This window comes from Metabacillus idriensis (assembly GCF_050483325.1).
Lineage (GTDB): Bacteria > Bacillota > Bacilli > Bacillales > Bacillaceae > Bacillus_P > Bacillus_P idriensis_A.
The window spans coordinates 34,653-55,420 of the sequence record NZ_JBCMYF010000020.1 but is presented as its reverse complement, the minus strand read 5'-3'; the positions used below and the strand labels follow the sequence as shown (position 1 = coordinate 55,420).

Annotated in this window: 19 protein-coding genes and 2 tRNA genes; all 21 read right to left on the bottom strand. The window is 42.0% G+C overall.

Going from position 1 to position 20,768, the window contains the following annotated elements; genetic code table 11:
• Window positions 1-208: 208 nt before the first annotated feature.
• The gene (gene lysS / locus ABEQ24_RS12740; RefSeq protein ID WP_430007127.1) at window positions 209-1,708 is read right to left on the bottom strand and encodes a lysine--tRNA ligase; all 1,500 of its coding nucleotides are present in this window, start codon (window positions 1,706-1,708) and stop codon (window positions 209-211) included.
• A gap of 92 nt (window positions 1,709-1,800) precedes the next feature.
• Window positions 1,801-2,802, bottom strand: coding sequence for a tRNA dihydrouridine synthase DusB (dusB, locus tag ABEQ24_RS12735; protein ID WP_430007126.1), 1,002 nt, complete (start codon window positions 2,800-2,802; stop codon window positions 1,801-1,803).
• Between the two features lie 17 nt (window positions 2,803-2,819).
• Entirely contained in the window at window positions 2,820-3,026 is a 207-nt protein-coding gene (locus ABEQ24_RS12730) for a helix-turn-helix domain-containing protein (RefSeq protein WP_070877677.1), read from the bottom strand.
• Window positions 2,978-3,502 carry a 2-amino-4-hydroxy-6-hydroxymethyldihydropteridine diphosphokinase gene (gene folK / locus ABEQ24_RS12725; protein ID WP_430007125.1) on the bottom strand — a complete coding sequence of 175 codons (525 nt, stop codon included), beginning with the start codon at window positions 3,500-3,502 and terminating at the stop codon, window positions 2,978-2,980. The genes ABEQ24_RS12730 and folK overlap by 49 nt, the downstream gene beginning before the upstream one ends.
• On the bottom strand, window positions 3,499-3,861 hold the full coding sequence (folB, locus tag ABEQ24_RS12720; RefSeq protein WP_430007124.1) for a dihydroneopterin aldolase: 363 nt from the start codon (window positions 3,859-3,861) through the stop codon (window positions 3,499-3,501). Before folB ends, folK begins: the two co-directional genes overlap by 4 nt.
• A complete protein-coding gene (folP, locus tag ABEQ24_RS12715; protein WP_430007123.1) occupies window positions 3,854-4,711 on the bottom strand; it encodes a dihydropteroate synthase in 858 nt (285 codons plus the stop codon). Before folP ends, folB begins: the two co-directional genes overlap by 8 nt.
• Window positions 4,712-4,726: 15 nt before the next feature.
• Complete coding sequence (pabC, locus tag ABEQ24_RS12710; protein ID WP_430007122.1) at window positions 4,727-5,590, bottom strand: aminodeoxychorismate lyase; 864 nt, start codon at window positions 5,588-5,590, stop codon at window positions 4,727-4,729.
• 4 nt (window positions 5,591-5,594) lie between these two features.
• Window positions 5,595-6,182, bottom strand: a complete 588-nt coding sequence (gene pabA / locus ABEQ24_RS12705; protein WP_430007121.1) for an aminodeoxychorismate/anthranilate synthase component II — start codon at window positions 6,180-6,182, stop codon at window positions 5,595-5,597.
• Window positions 6,179-7,612 carry an anthranilate synthase component I gene (gene trpE, locus ABEQ24_RS12700; protein WP_430007120.1) on the bottom strand — a complete coding sequence of 478 codons (1,434 nt, stop codon included), beginning with the start codon at window positions 7,610-7,612 and terminating at the stop codon, window positions 6,179-6,181. Before trpE ends, pabA begins: the two co-directional genes overlap by 4 nt.
• A gap of 132 nt (window positions 7,613-7,744) precedes the next feature.
• Window positions 7,745-8,668 (bottom strand): cysteine synthase A, encoded by a 924-nt coding sequence (gene cysK / locus ABEQ24_RS12695; RefSeq protein WP_430007119.1) that lies wholly within the window; start codon window positions 8,666-8,668, stop codon window positions 7,745-7,747.
• Window positions 8,669-8,774: 106 nt separating this feature from the next.
• On the bottom strand, window positions 8,775-9,686 hold the full coding sequence (locus ABEQ24_RS12690; RefSeq protein WP_430007118.1) for a peptidyl-prolyl cis-trans isomerase: 912 nt from the start codon (window positions 9,684-9,686) through the stop codon (window positions 8,775-8,777).
• Between the two features lie 23 nt (window positions 9,687-9,709).
• Window positions 9,710-10,627: an Hsp33 family molecular chaperone HslO gene (hslO, locus tag ABEQ24_RS12685; RefSeq protein WP_430007117.1), complete on the bottom strand. Its 918-nt coding sequence runs from the start codon at window positions 10,625-10,627 to the stop codon at window positions 9,710-9,712.
• Window positions 10,608-11,375: a type III pantothenate kinase gene (locus tag ABEQ24_RS12680; RefSeq protein WP_430007116.1), complete on the bottom strand. Its 768-nt coding sequence runs from the start codon at window positions 11,373-11,375 to the stop codon at window positions 10,608-10,610. The genes hslO and ABEQ24_RS12680 overlap by 20 nt, the downstream gene beginning before the upstream one ends.
• A gap of 220 nt (window positions 11,376-11,595) precedes the next feature.
• Window positions 11,596-13,530 (bottom strand): ATP-dependent zinc metalloprotease FtsH, encoded by a 1,935-nt coding sequence (gene ftsH, locus ABEQ24_RS12675; RefSeq protein ID WP_430007115.1) that lies wholly within the window; start codon window positions 13,528-13,530, stop codon window positions 11,596-11,598.
• 103 nt (window positions 13,531-13,633) lie between these two features.
• Window positions 13,634-14,176 (bottom strand): hypoxanthine phosphoribosyltransferase, encoded by a 543-nt coding sequence (hpt, locus tag ABEQ24_RS12670; RefSeq protein WP_070877665.1) that lies wholly within the window; start codon window positions 14,174-14,176, stop codon window positions 13,634-13,636.
• A 21-nt stretch (window positions 14,177-14,197) separates the two neighbouring features.
• Window positions 14,198-15,583 (bottom strand): tRNA lysidine(34) synthetase TilS, encoded by a 1,386-nt coding sequence (gene tilS, locus ABEQ24_RS12665; RefSeq protein ID WP_430007114.1) that lies wholly within the window; start codon window positions 15,581-15,583, stop codon window positions 14,198-14,200.
• Window positions 15,584-15,724: 141 nt separating this feature from the next.
• The gene (locus ABEQ24_RS12660; protein WP_430007113.1) at window positions 15,725-16,717 is read right to left on the bottom strand and encodes a protein kinase domain-containing protein; all 993 of its coding nucleotides are present in this window, start codon (window positions 16,715-16,717) and stop codon (window positions 15,725-15,727) included.
• Window positions 16,683-17,420 (bottom strand): hypothetical protein, encoded by a 738-nt coding sequence (locus tag ABEQ24_RS12655; protein ID WP_430007112.1) that lies wholly within the window; start codon window positions 17,418-17,420, stop codon window positions 16,683-16,685. The genes ABEQ24_RS12660 and ABEQ24_RS12655 overlap by 35 nt, the downstream gene beginning before the upstream one ends.
• Window positions 17,421-17,540: 120 nt before the next feature.
• On the bottom strand, window positions 17,541-19,988 hold the full coding sequence (gene spoIIE, locus ABEQ24_RS12650; RefSeq protein ID WP_430007130.1) for a stage II sporulation protein E: 2,448 nt from the start codon (window positions 19,986-19,988) through the stop codon (window positions 17,541-17,543).
• A gap of 238 nt (window positions 19,989-20,226) precedes the next feature.
• Window positions 20,227-20,298, bottom strand: a tRNA-Glu gene (locus tag ABEQ24_RS12645).
• Between the two features lie 8 nt (window positions 20,299-20,306).
• Window positions 20,307-20,383: transfer RNA gene (locus ABEQ24_RS12640), tRNA-Met, on the bottom strand.
• Window positions 20,384-20,768 lie beyond the last annotated feature (385 nt).

Sequence of the window (20,768 nt, the reverse complement as noted above, 5' to 3'; positions counted from 1 at the left end):
GATCATTTGCTTCAAGAGCAGCTTTATTATAATAACAAATTCGTTTTAATAAGTCAAGCACTCTTTTCAACTTTTTGTTTTTCTGTTTGTCCGCTTTTTTGCGGCAACGTTTAATAATATATCACCGCCAACACTATTAAGCAAGCCTTTTTTACAAAAAAATAAAATAAAAAAACCTCCGTCATTAAACGGAGGTTTTTCACCTATATTAACGATGTCTCATATGCGGGAACAACAATACATCTCTAATAGAAGATGAGTTTGTCAGAAGCATAACAACACGGTCGATCCCGATGCCAAGACCGCCTGTTGGAGGCATTCCGTATTCCAAAGCTTCAATGAAGTCTTCGTCCATCATATGCGCTTCATCATTTCCTTGTTCTCTTTCTTCTAGCTGTGCTTCAAAACGCTCTTTTTGATCAATTGGATCATTTAGTTCTGTAAATGCATTCGCATGTTCGCGAGCTACAATGAACAGCTCAAAACGATCAGTGAAACGGGGATCCTCATCATTCTTTTTCGCAAGAGGAGAGATTTCAACCGGATGGCCAAAGATAAATGTCGGTTCAATTAGATGCTCTTCTACTTTTTGCTCAAAGAATTCATTGATGATATGACCAACCGTCATATTTTTGTTGATTTCAACATGATGCTCAGCTGCATGCGCACGTGCTTCCTCAACGGTCATTTCCTGCCAGAAGTCTACATCAGTACGCTCTTTAATTGCATCAACCATATGCAGTCTGGTCCACTCAGGCTGAAGGTCAATTTCATATTCGCCATAAGTCACTTTGGTAGATCCTGTTACCTCTTTAGCAATATGAGCGATCAGATTTTCAGTTAATGACATGATGTCTCTGTAGTCAGCATAAGCCTCATAAAGCTCAATCATAGTGAACTCCGGGTTATGGCGTGTAGAAATACCTTCATTTCTGTATACACGGCCAATTTCATATACTTTTTCCATTCCGCCCACAATAAGTCTTTTCAAATGAAGCTCAATCGCGATGCGCATGTACAGTTGCATATCAAGTGCGTTGTGGTGTGTTACAAACGGACGCGCCGATGCTCCACCAGCGATTGTATGCATAGTTGGAGTTTCAACCTCTAAATAGCCGTTTTGGTCCAAATAACGGCGCATTGACTGAATGATCTTGCTGCGTGCGATAAATGTGCTTTTGCTCTCGTCGTTCATGATTAGATCAAGGTATCTTTGACGGTAGCGCTGCTCGATGTCTTTTAAGCCGTGAAATTTATCTGGAAGAGGACGCAATGATTTTGTCAGCAATTCAAAGCTTGTAACTTTAATAGAAAGCTCGCCAACTTTTGTTTTGAACATAACACCTGTAACCCCGACAATATCCCCTAAGTCAGCTGTGTTAAAAAGCTCATATTGCTCATCGCCTACAGCATCTTTGCGAACATAGATCTGAATTTGCCCTTCGATGTCTTTAATGTGAGCGAATCCCGCTTTGCCTTTGCCGCGCTTAGTCATAATTCTTCCGGCAAGCGTAACAGAGATTTCTCTTTCTTCAAGATCTTCTTTTGATATTTCACCGTACTCGCGCACCAATTGTGCTGTATAACCTGTACGCTCGAAACGTTTGCCGAATGGGTCCAAACCTTTTTCCCGCAATGTATGTAGTTTTTCCCGTCTCACTTTCAGCTGGTCATTCAGCTCTTCATGGGTTAATTCTTCGTGACTCAAAAAAATCAGCTCCTATTCTATTAGTTGCGAACGAAAGCAGAAAAACTGCCAGTTCAAACTGGCAGTATGCATTCGCTGCGGTGAAAGACAGATTATCCTGCCTGAATGCTGTTTTGTTGTTTTGCTTCTGCTTCTAAAGTAAACTCATCAACCAAGTTTACGAAGTTATCTCTTGTCTCCATAGTATTAATGGCATTTCTTACGATGGCGTTGCCGCGGATTCCTTTAAGGTACCACGCCGCATGCTTTCTCATTTCTCTGACAGCTACAGTTTCCCCTTTTAACGCGATTAAGCGGTCCAAGTGAAGCTTGCAGACATCCATTTTTTCACGCACAGACGGCTCACCGATCAATTCTCCAGTTTCAAGATACTGAACTGTACGATAGATCATCCATGGGTTTCCAAGAGCCGCACGGCCGATCATGACGCCATCCACACCTGTTTCATCAAGCATTCTTTTTGCGTCTTGGGGAGTTTGAACATCCCCATTTCCGATAACAGGAATAGTAACGGATTGTTTAACTTCTTTAATGATATCCCAATTTGCCGTTCCTTCATACATTTGAACTCTTGTACGGCCATGAAGCGCCACAGCTTTCCCGCCAGCTCTTTCAACTGCCTGAGCATTTCTGACAGCATAGATATGCTTGTCATCCCAGCCCATCCGCATTTTAACAGTAACTGGTTTTTCTACGGCCTCAACAACCGCCGAAACCATATCGTATATTTTATCTGGATCAAGAAGCCATCTTGCACCCGCATCACACTTCGTGATTTTAGGTACAGGGCATCCCATATTAATATCAATAATATCAGCAGTCGTATTCTTATCTACGAATTTAGCGGCTTCTACCAGTGTGTCTTTTACACCTCCGAAAATTTGAAGACTTAGCGGTTTTTCGCGCTCATCTATATACAGCATACCCATTGTTCTGGCATTGTTATAAAGTATCGCTTTATCGCTGACCATTTCAGCACAGACGAGACCTGCTCCAAATTCTTTTACTGTCAGACGGAATGCGGAATTGCAGACTCCTGCCATCGGTGCAAGAACCACACGGTTTTTCAGTTCTATATCGCCTATTTTAAACAATCTTTGACCTCCTTTCCTTAATCTCTTGGTGACAGTTCTTCTATGGTGACATTCAGCGCGGCCGCTACTTCTTGAATCAACTGATCATTCGGCAGTCTGTTTCCCCGTTCAACTTCACCTAAAACAGACACGGAAATACCCAGGTCTTTTGCAAATCCTTCTTGAGTATATCCTTTTAGCTTTCGAAAAGCGCGAATACGTCTTCCCCATTTTTCTGCTTCCATATTCGTACTCCTTTTTTATCTGTTAATTGATCTATAATCATCGAAAGCGGCTGCTCGCTGTTTGGAATCCTTATATTTGGCTGTATCTCATAAAGCGGAATTAATACAAACGAACGCTCTAACATCCTTGGGTGAGGAATAATTAGGTGCTCTGTTTCAATATTTTCGTGATTAAACAATAAAATGTCAAGGTCTAAAGTTCGCGGGCCCCATTTTACTACTCTTTTTCTCCCAAGCTCTATTTCAATCGTCTGCATAACATCCAGCAGCTGAAATGCTGACAGGTCTGTACGGACGGAGAGCACCATGTTCAAAAATGCATCCTGATCTTCGTAGCCTACTGGATCTGTTTCATAAATAGAGGAAATATTTTCTACCGCTATTTCCGAATGCTCGTTCAGGCTTAGGATGGCATCTTTTACATAACGCTCTCTATCTCCTATGTTAGATCCAAGTGCAAGAAAGGCTTTATTCATGTGCGGCCTCTTCTGATTTCAACCGCAACGTGCTGATAATGTCCTGCTATAGGAGGATCCGGCTTGTACAGTTTTACCGTGCAGTGATTTACCTGCTTAAACTCCTTCAGCACTTTTTCAGCTATCATTTCCGCTACAGATTCTACAAGCTTATAAGGCTTGCCTTCAGCGATGTCTTTACAGATGTTATAGAGAGAAGCATAATTCACTGTATGATGAAGATCATCCGTGCGTCCCGCTTCGCGCAGATCAAGCTCAACTGTGAGGTCTGCGCGGAATCGCTGGCCGAGTTTTGTTTCTTCTGAGAATACCCCGTGATACCCGTAGAATTCCATGCCGCTTACAAAAATTTTATCCATGAACAGCCGCCCCTTTTCCAAGCATTGCATCCATCATTTTAGCCATTCTTGCAATGCCCTGAACATCATGCACACGCACAATGCTGCATCCCTTTTCAATGCCGAGGCACACTGTAGCGCCCGTTCCTTCCATTCTATCAGAAGGCGGCAGGTCAAGGATGCGGCCAATGAATGTTTTTCTTGATGTTCCCAGAAGAACCGGATAACCAAGCTGCGAAAATGATTCAAGGTTTCTCATGACAAAAAGATTATCCTCCATTGTCTTTGCAAAACCTATACCCGGATCTAAGATAATCTTATCATCCTGAACACCAGCCTGCTTGACAATTTCTACACTTTCTTTAAGATCGGCAATCATATCAGAAATCAGGCTGCCATAATTCCGCTCAGCCCGATTGTGCATTAAAATAATCGGGACATTGTACTTGGCCGCTACAGCAGCCATATTTGGATCTGCTTTTGCTCCCCACACATCGTTGATGATAGTTGCTCCGGCCAAGATGGCCTGTTCAGCGACATCCGCTTTGTACGTATCAATTGATATTGGCACATTGATGGTCTTAGAAAGTTTTTCAATGATTGGAACCACTCTTTTAATCTCTTCTGCAGCATCAACATACTCCGCACCTGGACGTGTGGATTCACCTCCAACATCTATGATATCCGCTCCATCAGCAATCATCTCTATTGCATGCGCGACTGCCGCATCTATATGATTAAATTTCCCTCCATCAGAGAAAGAGTCTGGTGTAAGATTTAAGATCCCCATGATAAAGGTTTTCTCGCTGAGGTTTAATTTATAAGGCCCGCATAATACTTCTTTTTTATTATCCAACAAGATCGTGTCCATCTTCTCATCAATCCTTTACAGCTCGAATCTGCTTTTCAGCAGCATTGTATTTTGCTTATACTTCCTCTGTAGTGTTTGCGTAATTTCACCTTTTTTCCCTAAAAAAGATTGGGAACCAATTTCTTTTAAAGGAATGATCTCCTGAACAGAATTGACTGCAAATACCTCATCAGCCTTCAGCAGCTCTTCTGCCAAATAGAAACCCTCTTCCACCTGAACACTGCTTTTTTCTAAACAGCGAATAACGAACTGGCGGGTAATCCCATTTAAAATCCCTGTATTAATTGCAGGGGTATAGACGATTTGGTCTTTTGCCCAAAAAAGATTTGATACAATCCCTTCTGCCACAAAACCTTCTTGCGTTAAAAAGATACCTTCAACTGATGGGTCATTGCCGATTTCATGCTTGGCTAAAACATTATTAAGATAATGATGCGATTTTAGGCGCTGTTCTCCCTCAGGGGTGTTGCGGGGCAGTGATAAAATGCGCCCGCACTTTTCAAAGTCCTCAGAGATTTCAGGCAGCTTCCTCATAAAGAGCATCACAGTCGGCTCCTTATATTCCATTGCACCAAAGGCAAGCCCGCCTGCGCCCGCAGAAACATTTAAACGGACAGAAACGTCCTCGTTCTCCAGCTGATTCAGCTCAAGCAGCTTCTGAATCACTTCCTCCACTTGCAGACCTGACAGATCTAAGTGGATATGAAGCTCTTTCAGGGCACCCTGGAGACGATGCAAATGATCGTCCAGCAAAAAAGGGTGCCCTTTATACAGCCTGAATGTTTCAAATGCCCCTAATCCATACAGATATCCATGATCAAAAGGAGAGACCTTCGCATTCTCTGCTTTTACATAACTTGAATTAAGGTAAATATACATATCGTTAAACCGGCTTTTTTAACGGCTGGTATGTTTTAATGAAATTGCCGAGTAAATGTTTCCCGAAAGAAGTCATAATTGATTCAGGATGAAATTGCACCCCTTCAATCGGAAGTGTTTTATGACGAATTGCCATAATTTCATCTTCATCTGTCCAAGCGGTAATCTCAAAGCACTCAGGCAGCGTTTCTTTTTTCACAATTAAGGAATGGTAACGCGTTGCGGTAAATGGGTTTTCGATATCCTGAAAAACCGTTTTTCCATCATGATGCATTTCTGATGTTTTACCGTGCATAAGGCGTTCCGCTCGGACGACATCACCGCCGAATACTTGTGCAATGGATTGATGCCCAAGGCAAACTCCAAAGATAGGGATTTTCCCTGCAAAGCGTTCGATGGCTGCAAGACTGATGCCCGCTTCGTTAGGACTGCATGGCCCTGGCGAAATCATCAGGAAATCGGGAGCAAGCTCTTCAATTTCATCCAAAGTGATTTCATCATTCCTGCGGACAAGCAGTTCTTCACCAAGCTCTCCTAAATACTGCACTAAATTAAACGTAAATGAATCATAATTATCAATCATTAAAATCATCTTTCTCTCACCTCTGCTGTCATATTCTCTTCTTCACTCAGCTCTTTTGCTCTCAATAAGGCCTGCGCCTTTTTCAATGACTCTTTGTATTCATGCTTCGGATTTGAATCGATGACGATGCCCGCTCCTGACTGGATGTAAGCATGTCCATCCTTTGCAAGCAGTGTACGGATAACAATGTTCAGCTCCATATCACCATTATATCCAATCCAGCCAATCGATCCTGTATATATGCCTCTGCGTGATGGTTCCAGCTCTTCAATGATTTCCATCGTCCTAATTTTCGGCGCCCCTGTTATCGTGCCGCCAGGAAAAACACCTTTAAAAACGTCGATATAGTCTTTGCCCTCGGCTAATGTTCCCTGGACATTTGAAACAATATGCATGACGTGCGAATACTTTTCAATCACCATGAACTCATTTACTTCAACCGTTCCGTATTTGCACACCCGGCCTAAATCATTTCTCTCGAGATCAACTAGCATAACGTGCTCTGCCCGTTCCTTCTCATTTTCAATCAGTTCATTTGCAAGCTTTGTATCCTCTTCCGCGTTTTCCCCTCTGGACCTGGTTCCTGCAATGGGGCGAGTGCTTGCCTTTTCTCCATCAATTTTCACTAAAAGCTCTGGAGATCCGCTGACAATCTGGAAATCCTTCAGTTCCAGATAGGCCATATAAGGAGAAGGGTTTAATTCTCTAAGGGTTTCATACACTTTCAGCGGATGAACTCCGAGCGGCTGCGTCTGCCTTACGGATAAGTTCACTTGAAAAACATCGCCGCTCTCAATATATTCTTTGATTTTCCCAACCGCTTCCATAAATGATTCCCGGGTAAAAGCACCATTTAACGCATCCGATAAAGGCTCAGCGGCCGGTTTATGAATAAACGGCTCAGTGAGGTCCTCTGTCCACCTCTGTTCCATTTCAGCAAGCAGCTTCTCAGCCTCTTCTTTTTCATTATCCGCACGATAATGGGTAATGTACCAAATTTCTCGCTTTTCGTGATCATAAACAGCAAGGTCATCAAACAGCAGGAAAAATAAATCAGGTGTTTCAAGATCATCTTCTGATTGCGGGGTCAGCTTTTCGAAATACCTTACACAATCGTAGCTGAAAAAACCAATGGCTCCTCCCTGAAAATCCGGAAGTTCTTCATCTTTTACAGATTTATAAGCAGAAAACCAATCTCTGAATACATCGAGCAGATTCCCTTTCCGTTCTTCTGCAAAATCTTTCACTTGTATGGTTAAAACAGACTCTTTCCCGCGCACTATCGCCTCAGGCTTAAGTCCCGCAATGCTGTACCGTCCGCCTCTTCCGCTTTCTAAAAAAGCATGATACTCCTCATGTTTTGATAGATGCTGATATTGTTTAAAGAAATCAAGATTGTATGCCGTTTTTTTCGCGAGCGGCTTTCTCTCAAGATGCATCTGAACCCTCTCCTTTAAAACTCATACTTTCATTTTACCTAAAACGCAAGAAGATTACATGATGAAAATATTGAAAGGAGAGGAAACTGTGAAGCCATATAGAAAAAAACAGCCCGGGGGCTGTTTTTATTTTTAATCAAATTGATAAAGCGGAGTACTTAAGTATCTTTCGCCGTTGCTTGGAATAATGGCCAGTACTTTTTTGCCTTTGCCTAATTCTTTTGCAACTTGCAATGCCGCTTTAATAGCTGCACCTGAAGAAATTCCTCCAAGCAAGCCTTCTTCTTTAGCAGCTTGGCGGGCCACCTCAAATGCTTCTTCATTTTTAACGGTAATGACTCCGTCGTAAATGTCTGTTTTTAAAATATCAGGGACAAATCCTGCGCCAATGCCCTGAATTTTATGAGGACCTGGTTTACCGCCAGACAATACAGGGGAGTCTGAAGGCTCAACTGCATAGATCAAAATGTCCGGATAAGCTTCTTTCAACACTTCGCCTGCACCGGTGATTGTACCTCCAGTTCCGATGCCCGCGATAAATGCATCAAGCTGACCGCCCATTTGGCTTACAATTTCAGGACCTGTCGTTCTGCGGTGAACGTCTGGATTTGCTTCATTTTTAAACTGCTGAGGCATGAAGTAGCCATGTTCTTTAGATAGCTCTTCAGCTTTTCGGATGGCTCCGCCCATTCCTTCAGGACCTGGAGTGAGCACAAGCTCTGCTCCATATGCTCTTAAAAGATTACGGCGCTCCATACTCATTGTCTCAGGCATAACCAAGATTGCTTTAATGCCTTTGGCTGCAGCAACCATCGCTAAGCCAATTCCCGTATTTCCGCTTGTCGGTTCAATGATCGTATCTCCTGCTTTAAGCAAACCCTTTTCTTCAGCTGCCTCAATCATCGCAAGAGCGATCCGGTCTTTTACACTGCTGCCCGGATTCATGAACTCAAGCTTCAAATAAACATCAGCACTATTCTCTTCTACAATGCGATTTAACTTCACTATCGGTGTTTCCCCAATCAGTTCGTGTATAGAATTTGCTACACGCGTCAATCTGACCACCTCTATTTCCGAGTATTTTTATTGGCTTTAAAATGAATGTACCAAAACTCAGTCTGAATTGTCAATCTTTTCTTACTTCTCGAATAGGACAAACTGCTTATTCTTTAGAGGACTTGTCACCATAAAACCACGTAACTCCCGCCTCTTCCCACAACGGTTTAACGGATACCGCAGATTCCATTTGCTCAAGTGCAATCTGCCTTCTCATTTGGTTTTTCACATCTTCGTAAGAATACTGAACTCCATCAAGCTTTTCTTTTAATAAAAGGACAGAATAGCCGAGATCGCTCTTAATCGGCTTACTCCACTCATCAACCTTCAGCTTCTCAGCCTCAACAACATATTGCGAGGGAAGATAATCATTATTCTCAGACACAAATCCAAGCTCTCCGCCCTCATTTGCTGTGAACTCATCCATTGATTTTTCAGATGCCAGCGCTTCAAAGCTTGAGCCGCCTTTTAATTCTTCTATCACTTTTAATGCATCTTCCTCTGTCTTCGTCACAATATGGAATAAGTGATATGAATCCTCAATGGAATACAGATCTTTGTTGGAGTCATAATAGGCTTTTAGTTCCTTATCAGATATTTCAACATCCTTTGTTAACAATTCTTCAAGGAGAATGCTGTACCTGATTTGCTCGCGCAGCTCTTTAGTATCTGTAAGATGTTCATTGTCAAGTGAGTTGTACATGGATTTATATATCGTAAGCTCGCGGTCAAGTTCTTCATCTGGGATCTTGATGCTGTGCTTTTCAGCAAGCTCCTCGACTACTGTAAAATTAATCATCTCTTCAAGGGTTTCTTTTCCGAAACGCTCTTCAAGCTCAGCCATCCAGTCTTCCCTTGTAATTTCTTTTTTTCCGACTGCAGCAATTGACTCAGATTCCTGGTTTTCACCAGAAACAACAGCTGCCATACTGTCATCTTTAGATAAGAAATACGCCAAGGTAAAACAATTAATGATGACAAGACCGAAAATGATTGGCCATACTGTTTTTCCGCTCATTTCTCCATCTCCTGTTTCATTGTTCAGTTTAAGGCGCTTTCTTTCAGCTCAGTTAATTCCTCTTTATTAAAATGGTATCTTTCATTGCAAAAATGACATTCTGCTTCTGCTTTGCCATCTTCTTCGATCATACTTTGAATTTCTTCAGCACCAAGGCTGATAATGGCATTGGCAATTCTATCACGGGAACAAGGACAATGAAACGCAACAGGGTGTTTATCAAGAAGCTTCACATTTTCTTTTCCCAATACTTCAAAAAGAATTTCTTCAGGAGTTAATCCTTTTTGAATTAATTTCGAGATGGGCTCGACACTGCTAAGACGTTTTTCAATCTCTGTAATTGTTGATTCATCTGTACCCGGCATTAATTGAATGATGAATCCTCCAGCTGCAAGGATAGTATTATCCGGATTCACTAATACGCCGACACCCACTGAAGATGGAACCTGCTCTGAGGATACAAGGTAATAAGTAAAATCTTCGCCTAATTCACCAGATACAATTGGAACAGAACCAGTAAAATGTTCTTTCATTCCAAGATCCTTCACAATCGAAAGCATTCCTGTAGTACCTACCGCCTTTGCCACATCGAGCTTGCCCTTTTCGTTAAGATCAAAATGAGTTTGAGGGTTTGTAACGTAGCCTCGCACTTCGCCTTTTGCATTGCTGTCTACAACAATGACACCGATAGGCCCGCCTCCCTCAACTTTAATCGTCATTTTGTTCTCGCCTTTAAGCATAGATCCAAGCATAACCCCAGCTGTCATAGACCGGCCTAAAGCTGCTGAAGCAGTCGGCCACGTCTGATGTCTTCTTTGTGCCTCTCCAACTGTATCAGTTGTTTTAGCTGCATATGCTCGCACTTGTCCTTCAAACGCAAGTGCCTTTACTAGATAATCCAATGTAATCTCACCTTCCAAATTATATGCTGTTTCTTTCATAAATAAGCTGCAGGCCTTTTAGCGTCAGAAAAGGATCGACAATTTCAATCACACTTGATTCAGATGCTATCAATGATGCCAGCCCTCCTGTAGCAATAACTTTAGGCTCTGCTTTTGCCTGTTGTTTCATTCTATTAACAATACCTTCAACTTGTCCTACATAGCCAAATAAAATACCGGCTTGCATCGCACTTACCGTATTTTTCCCGATAATATCATCCGGTCTTGCAATTTCGATTCTCGGAAGCTTTGCAGCACGTGAATATAACGCTTCTGTCGAAATGTTAATTCCAGGGGCAATAGCTCCCCCCATATATTGTTTATCCTCATTGATATAGCAATAGGTTGTGGCTGTGCCAAAATCAACAATAATCAATGGCCCTCCGTATAAGTGAATGCCCGCTACTGCATTTACAATACGGTCAGCACCGACCTCGCGCGGATTCTCATACTTAATATTCAGACCCGTTTTAATTCCCGGTCCTACAACTAAGGGCTTTTGCTTAAAGTACTTTGAACACATTCTCTCAAGAGAGAACATAATAGGAGGAACAACGGACGAAATAATAATGCCTTTTATGTCTGAAAGGTATATGCCTTCATGTTCAAATAATGATTTAATCAGCATGCCAAATTCATCTTCCGTTTTGTTTCTTGTCGTTTCAATACGCCAGTGATGTTTTAATTCATCATTTTCAAAAACGCCTAAAACCGTATTTGTATTCCCTACATCCAATACTAAAAACATATGTATCACCACTTTGTCTAGTTTCTTTTAACAATCGAAGGTTTATTCTTTTCAATCATATCATATGAGTTAAGGATCCGAATCGGATAAAAATAAGAACTGAATCCATTTTTATTCCACGAAATAAACAACATCTCCATTTTATTCTTAATAGACGCTGAATTGCAAAAAGAAAGAACCGCAAGCTCATAATGAACGTGCGGTTCTCTCTTTAGATCACTTAATCTTCTTTGCGATCTTCATGTATTTCAGATGTTTGTTCTTCATCCTTTTTCGGGAGGATGTTCACTTTCACATCTTCTTGTTTTTTATCAAGACCTGCAGCCGGACGTTCAGGCAATGTGCCATGATCCACAAGATGTTTAATTTGTTCTGCATCAAGTGTTTCAATTTCAAGCAGCGTTTGAGCAATCAGCTCTAATTTATCACGATTCTCAGTAAGAATCTTCTTAGCACGCTCATAGCTTTCTTTAATGAAGCGCTGCACTTCCATATCAATTTCATGTGCAATGGCATCACTATAGTTCTGCTCACTATTAAAGTCGCGTCCTAAAAACACTTGTCCTTGAGATTGGCCAAATTGAAGCGGTCCAAGCTTATCACTCATACCAAACTCTGTTACCATGCGGCGGGCAATGCCTGTCGCACGCTGGAAGTCATTGGATGCTCCTGTGCTGACTTCGCCGAATACGATGTCCTCAGCTACACGGCCTCCAAGCAATCCGGTAATTTTATCAAGAAGCTCAGGCTTCGTCATAAAGTAACGATCCTCTTTAGGAAGCATAACCGCGTACCCGCCAGCTTGACCGCGCGGAACGATTGTTACTTTATGCACCATATCAGCCTCATCAAGAATCACTCCGATAATTGTATGACCTGCTTCATGATAGGCAACAATTTTGCGTTCTTTTTGAGAAATAACACGGCTTTTCTTCGCAGGACCGGCAATTACACGGTCTGTTGCTTCATCGATATCAGTCATATCGACCTTTTTCTTATCACGGCGTGCTGCAACAAGTGCAGCCTCATTCAGCAAGTTTTCAAGATCTGCTCCTGAAAATCCTGGTGTACGGGCAGCGATTGATTTTAAGTTGACAGACTCATCTAAAGGCTTGTTGCGGGCATGTACTTCGAGCACTGCTTCACGGCCTTTAAGATCAGGGCGGTCAACCGTAATCTGACGGTCAAAACGGCCTGGTCGCAATAATGCAGGGTCAAGAATGTCAGGGCGGTTTGTGGCAGCAATCATGATGATTCCTTCATTTCCGCCAAATCCGTCCATCTCAACAAGCAACTGATTAAGCGTCTGCTCACGCTCATCGTGGCCTCCGCCAAGACCGGCGCCTCGCTGACGGCCGACTGCATCAATTTCATCAATAAAGATAATACACGGTGCATTCTTTTTCGCATTCTCAAACAAGTCACGAACACGTGAAGCCCCTACACCGACAAACATTTCAACGAAATCAGATCCGCTTATAGAGAAGAATGGCACGCCAGCTTCTCCGGCAGCAGCACGGGCAAGAAGCGTTTTACCTGTTCCAGGGGGTCCTACAAGAAGAACACCTTTAGGAATACGTGCACCAAGCTCTGCGAATTTACGCGGATCCTTCAGGAATTCCACGACTTCTACAAGCTCCTGCTTCTCTTCATCTGCACCTGCAACGTCTTTAAATCTGACCTTTTTCTTTTCTTCGCTGTAAAGCTTGGCTTTGCTTTTTCCAAAGTTCATGACACGGCTGCCGCCGCCCTGAGCCTGGTTTAGCAAGAAGAAGAAAAGAATGAAGATAATGACAAAAGGAATAATGGACGTAAAGAATGTTACCCATCCGCTGGTTTCTTCTGCAGGCACGAACTTAACGGTCGTTTTCCCCTGAGCAGCAGCATCCACACGGTCTAATGCTTTGTCGCTTAATACATGTGTAACAAATAGCTCATCTTCTTTATAATCAGTTAACTTACCTTTTACTTCATATACCCCTCGCAGCGGCTGAATCGTTATTTCTTCAACATCCCCAGCCTCAAGTTCAGAAATGAATTTGCTGTAAGTTAATGGTTCAGTTTTTGTATTGTTTCCTTGGAAAAAACTGACGACTCCAATTACCACTAAAAAGATTAATAAATAAAATATGGTATTACGGAAGATCCGATTCATTCCTTACCTCCTCCCACAGTAAACACAACTATTTTAAATAGTATCATAGAAAATCATGGCAATACAACTAATTAGCCATTTGTGTACTTGACAAAATCAAATGTTATTTATTTTGATAAATTTCAGGTTTCAGTACGCCGATATACGGAAGATTTCGGTAGCGTTCAATGTAATCCAAGCCATAGCCGACTACAAATGCGTCCGGCACTTCAAAGCCTACATAATCCGCCTGGATATCAGCTTTGCGTCCAGTCGGTTTATCAAGCAGTGTCACAATGCTGATTGTTTTTGCTTTGCGGTAACGGAAAAGCTCAACTAAATAGCTTAAAGTCAGTCCGCTGTCGATGATATCTTCAATGATCAGGATGTCTCTGCCTTCAACTGAAGTATCTAAATCCTTAAGGATTTTAACTTCTCCGGAAGAGACTGTAGATGTACCATAACTTGAAACATCCATGAAGTCCATTTCCAAGTATGTATCAATGTTCTTCAGCAAGTCAGCCATAAAAGGCATAGCACCTTTTAAAACACCGATTGCAAGCGGAAAACGGTCTTTGTATTCTTCCGTCAGCACTTTGCCTAATTCTTTTACTTTGACGCTGATCTCTTCTTCTGTGATTAATACTTTTTCGATATCCTGCTTCATTACAAGTTGCCCCCTACAAAATCATTGCTCTTTATATTCCAGTACAACACAATCACCCTCGGTTAACCCGTATTCTTCAAAAGAAGATTTCTTAAGACCGGGAAGCCAGAGGATATTACCGCTGCCATCTTCTAAAACAGGCCAGCTGTTTCTCTTATTGATCGGTACTTTAGCATCAATAAATATATCTTTTACTTTTTTCGTACCGTTCATGCCTTTCAGTTTGATTTTATCACCCTGCCTTCTTGTTCGGATAAGCAAGGGCTTGTTCAAAGAAGAATATGGCATGACGAACACATGGTTCCCTGACAGATCATCAGGACTCCCGTCCGAAATTTCACAGGTTATAATATACCCGTTTGGGAGGGCTGTGCAAGAAGGGATCTGCACCTGCATCTCAAATGACTGGTCTGTGTTTTGTTCAAAAGTAAACAAACACGTTTGATAGGATTTGATTACTTTTAGACCGTCTGGGTAATCAAGTGAACCGGAAGGATGTTTTTGCGAGAGTAAGGACTGAAGACTCTCTATATGTATAGAAGAAAGGGAAGATGGAATATCTTCGTAAAGATAGTTTAATATTAGTTGAATACCTCTTCTTTGTAAAGGCATAGGCAGGGTTTTAAACATTTCTATATTCAGTTCGATTTCGTTCTTTTCTTTCCTTTTCAATACTGTATTCAATTTTTCTTTCGTTAATTCCTGTAAGAACTGCTCATCTTCTCTAAATGTTCTGCTGAAAAACTGGAATCTCTCATGAACCTTAGGGTTTTCTTCCTTAAGAAACGGCAAAACATGTTTGCGGAAGCGATTTCTCGTATAGTCCTGTTTCTCGTTGCTTGGATCAAAACGCGGAGACAGACCTTGTTCATGACAGTACGCAAGAATTTGATCTTTTGTATAGGATAAGAACGGACGAATGAGTTTCCCGCGGTTAAACTCACGAATTTCAGGAATTCCGGCAATTGAAGCGCCAAGGCCCCCTCTTGTCATTCTCATCAGAATGGTTTCAACCTGATCATCGCCATGATGCCCTAAAGCCAAATACGCGCCGTCATACTTCTCCATTACTTTGCTGTAAAAAGAGTAGCGGCACTCTCTGGCTGCGTGCTGAGCGCTCATTTCAGGGTGCCTGCGGGTGAAATCAGGAACGTTCAGCCGGACAGCTTCACAAAGAATTCCATTTGAACGGCAATAACGCTTTACAAACTCCATTTCTTCTTCTGATTGTGAACCTCTAAACATATGATCCACATGAGCAGCAATGATTGAAAGACGATAAGATTGCTGAAACCTCATGAAAAGATGAAGAAGGGCGAGCGAATCAGGACCGCCTGAAACCCCGATGACAACGGTGGCATCTTTTATATCGTTTACATTAAGAAAAGTCCGAAAACGTTCTAGCATGGCATTCCTCTTTTTTCAGCTGAATTTAATAAGTTTTCCTTAAAACGCATCCTGTCCGAGAACGGTACATCTAACTTCATACTATCACGCATACTTTGACGTCTGCAAAAAAGAAGTCCCCCGTTCACATATTTATCAAATTTACATGAGATAGTGATAAACGTAGAACGAATAGATAATACATAAGGCGGTAATAATCAGCACTGTTTCGGCCCATCCGCTTACTCTGCTCTTCTTTTTCTTTTTAACCTGCACGCGAGTAGTTTTCTGCTGCTGATTTTGAGCTGGCTGCTTGACTGAAGCAGGGGGCTTTCTGCCCGGTTTTGGATAAAGAGACTTCAGAAAATCCTGTTTCATTTCAGAAGCATATTTGTATTTTCCCATGATCGCATTTTTTAAAACGGCAGAATGCTCTCTCAGATAAGGATTTGACTGAATAACAGCATCCAGCTGACTGTATCCGTCTCCCTGCTTTTTAAATCGTTTAGGGTATACAGAATTAATGACAATCATAGCAGCTGCAAACAAATCATACTCAGGATCCGCCTTACGGGTCCCAAGTCCCCAGTATCCTCTGTCAAAAAAATCGGTGAACTCTTTTATCGATCTTCCCTGAAGCGTTGTTCCTCCAACATCTATAAACCTTAGCCGGACAGGCCTTTCAGCAACAATCAGATTTTCGGGCTTCAAGTCTCCGAAAACCCAGCCTGCCTGATGTAGCTCCTGAAGATTTGATAGAAGCTGAACCGTTAAAACACCAATCCACTCATGACCATTGTTCCCGATAAAATCAAGATATTGCTTTCCTTTAATATACTCCATCACATAAAAAGGAACTTGCGTTCGCGTCCCGGGATTCATCCAATCATCTACATCAATTAAAGCAGGTCCAAGGGAATTCCCCTGGACCTTTGAAAAGTGTTTAAGGACATTCACTTCAGAAGTAATGGACATGCTGTTCTCACTGACTTTGAGAGCTGAAAGTCCATTTTTCCCCTCTGCTAAATAGACAATCCCTGTAGCACCCTGGCCAAGAGCTTTCACAATCCGGTATTGCTGATGATGCCATTTCCCCTTGATAATGGTGCCTGGTGCCGCTTTACATGTTTGATTCATTGAAGTATTGTTCATCATCTGAGAGCAAACTCCTTAAAGAACGCTTTTTCTTAAATGAGTGGATGCCGTCACGAATAGCCGGGCCGGTCGGTGTAATGCCGCCTGTTGTGAGTTTAGGAAAAATAGAGGATAAAGATTCAAGTTTCGGCGTCCATTCTAAAATGGTTTCAACCTCTTCCTTTTTCCCAGGAAATACTGACACGGAAAATTGATTTTCCCCTATTCTCGAATTAAGACTGATGGATAAATCCAAAAGTGATTCTTTTACAGTTGGCAGCTTTGGCTTCATGCTTCCGCTCATATCTACTAAAATTAAAATTTCCATGCCGATCGTTTCGCCAAGCTCATCGACTACTTCCATCACCTCTCCCCGTTTTTCAGGAGAAAGCTCCTCCATCGTCACTTTCTTCCCGAGTATTTGCTGAAGTTCAGAATTGACCACCCCTTGCAGAGTTTGAGTCATCGCTTGCCTTGTTACCATTTGCACCGTTTGTGAAAGCTGATGGGCATAAACAATCTGGCTTACGCCTCCGCCAGACATAGCAATTCCATCAATCTCATCGATTGCTTCCTGATCAATAACATTTTCCTCTACAATTCCGATCACGTTCACTGAAATTCCTTGTTCTTTCGCAAGAGCTGCCATCGCGATTGGATCTTCGCCATGATTTGAGCAGCCGTCTGTTATAAGCAGAATTTGTTTTAATTTGCCTTTATTCATTTTAGTTAAGCCCCTCCTAATATCCTCATCCTCTTATCACCAAGGAAATAATGTACTACCATCCTCGCCAGGAAATAAGAGTTTTATACTTTAGAAGGGGCTTGTTTAACGGGTGCTTTTCTACATCACATTCTGTTTTTTATAGTGCTTGGACGTTGGTATAGAAGCCCATTTAGGAGTATTATGATCGATTTTGGCTACGACTACTGTCATATCATCCTCAATCTTCCCTGCTCTCGTCCGGATTACCTCCTCCATAATTAAATCTGCAACCTCCTGCGGATCCATCGTCTCTAACTCTTTAATTTTTCTCTTCATCCATAAATCATGATTCTCCACGTGCTTCGGCCCCTCAAAGATGCCGTCGCTCATCATAATCAGAAGGTCTCCAGCCTTCAGCTGCTCCCCAACCACATCGACATCAAATTCATCGATGATTCCCATCGGCAGATTGCTCGCTTGAATTTTCATGATTTGATCGCCGCGTTTAATGAAGCTTGGAGTCGATCCAATTTTTAAAAACTTGCAGGTTGCATCCTGCAGATCCACAATAGCCAGATCAAGCGTTGAAAAGATTTCATCTGTGGTTCTCAAAGATAAAATAGAATTTATTGTCTTGATTGCTACTTTTTCCTCTATTCCGGACTGCAGAATCTTTTGGAGCAGCTTGATCGTCTCATTACTTTCGAAATGAGCCCGCACCCCATTCCCCATACCGTCGCTGATCGCAATTGCATACTTCCCAAAGCCAAGTTCAATCGTTGAATAACTGTCGCCTGAAACCAATCCTCCTCCTTTTGCAGCATGTGCTACACCCGAATCAACTCTATATGTTCTCGAAGAACCAAAGGACACGTGACAGTATCCGTTTGGATAGCTCGAGCATTCTTCATGTTTGACGATCACTGACTCTTCAAGAATATCAGAAAGCATCGGGGCGATTATCTTCTCGCACTCACCGTGTCCATTGCAAAATGGAATGCTCATCTCGATATCAACGTTTCCCTGTTCAAGGCTGTAAATATCCACATGGCCGATTTCAATCCCAAAGCTTTGGAGCGCCTCAAGAATTTGTTCCTCCTGAACAAAATGGTTTTCCCTCTCCCGTTTTATTTCCTTTGCAAAATCCTCCATGACCTGTGAAACGCCCATCAGCTGTTCCGCTACAAGCCTTCTGCTCTCCTGCACCTGCTCTTTTAACTTTTCATTCGCGTCATAATAGTTGATTTCCTGCTCAATAGCCTCCTCTACTTTCTTTGGTTTTGAACAATACCTCTCAAATTCCTTTTTTAATTTCCGATTGCTGTGATACGTATTCTGTTTGCTTTCATGCATAATTGTCTTCATAAAATCATAGGTTGTATCAAAGTTCTGCACCCAGCACCTTTCTTTTTTGAAACAGGTCTGGCAGGTTTTTTCTGTTATCGTGCTTAAAAACAAGTCGGTGCCCCTTTGATCTTCTGACTCTTCACTTTTTTCATAGAAAGTGACAAAGCTCTCTGATAGGGCATGGAATACTTGAGAAAATTGATCGACCCGATGCGCTGTTACATCCCTGATTTTTCTTACATACTGCTGCTGTTCCTGTGTATGTTCGTTTGTTCCTGGAATATGCTTGGCTAATTTATTTGTAATTGCCTTTGGTGTTAATAGAAATAACCCAATGGCAATGAGTGATTCAGATAAATTTATCATCAGGTCGTTTGACCCTTCACCGTAAAGTGAAATCAGCAGAGAGCCGATTAACAGACCTATGGCTGCACCAAACTTCTGTCCTTCTTTTAAGAGTCCTCCAAGCAGGCCCGAGAAGGCAAGGAGACTCATTTGATAGAGGTTGCCGACATTGGCAAGACTCAGAATTAATCCGGTTACAACACCAACTGTACATCCAATGCTGGAGCCTCCAATAAAAGCAAATAGAAGGACAATATATCTCGATAAAATATGTTCTGCCTGCAGCTCCTGGTAAGTGACTCCGACAAAACCGGTCAGCACGGAAGCAAGGAGAATCATAATGCAGATGATTTCTTCTATTTTCAGAGACTGCTTGTACTTTCTTGCAGATATAAGAGGCAGGCTCTGCATAAAGATAAGTGTCAGGATAAACGCTAGACCTGACTCAACCCCAGCCATCATATAATCGTACAGCGTGAGCGAGCCCTGCAAATAGAAATAACCGATTCTAGTTATCATCATGGAGAGGAAAACAACAAACGGCAAAGCTTTCATTTTATCTTGATAGAATAGAGAGATTATTTTTTTCATGATCAGAAAGATAAGAATAGAGGCTGTGACAAATAAAGAGGTCTGCCACGATATGGTGACTGCACCTGAGATCAGAGCAAGCGAGGAGAATAGCGCTTTATCTTTTTTCATTAAAAGGACAGCGCCAAAGAACGGCAGTGCAAATGGAAGGACTTCCGTTAAAATAAGCGCTCTTCCAAGCAGAAAGCCGATCAGCACATAAAGAAGACCTTTATGCAGAAAGAGCAGCTGCATTCTTGTTCCAAAGCGATGAACAGAACGATTAAACCATTGATGCGTCCTCTCAAGATTCACTTCCGTCATGGGCTCGATAACCCTTCTTTCTACCTTTTCCATATTTTCATTCCCCCACTTTTTAATGTTGTGGTTATTATATCGAAGGCAAAAAAAAGATTTTGTCAAAAGAAGGAAGCTCATCCCAAGAAACGTTCGACTGTTTTTTTGAATAGCGACAAAATGTCCGAAAATGCTTTTTATTTTTGTAAAAAGAGAACAAAAAACCCTGAATTTCCAATAAGGAAAATCAGGGTTTTTTAAATGATGACCCGTACGGGATTCGAACCCGTGTTACCGCCGTGAAAGGGCGGTGTCTTAACCGCTTGACCAACGGGCCGGAAAAAATGGTAGCGGCGGAGGGAGTCGAACCCACGACCTCACGGGTATGAACCGTACGCTCTAGCCAGCTGAGCTACACCGCCATTTTAACTGCCAAATGTTATAAGGCACAAGATATATAATACAAAGGATTTCGACTTTCGTCAACAAAAAATTGAAAGTTGAAATATTCAGTAAATGAGGCGTCCGGAATCATCCGTTTAGCACATGCAGACAGATCTTCAGGACGAAGGATTGGGCGATGAAACAGGACAATGGAAATACTGAACAGAATGGCTATTGCAAGCAGGTATTACGGATTCGACATGAACTTCCAAATAAACCTTTTACCAAGATTTTCACTAAACATGCAGATATAAAAAATTAAAGAGCTGTTCGGCTATTCAGGGAGTATTTGAAAACTTAGTCGTACATGCTCCGTCTGACAAATAAAAAAAGAAAGCACATTCTCATGTACTTTCTCAGCCG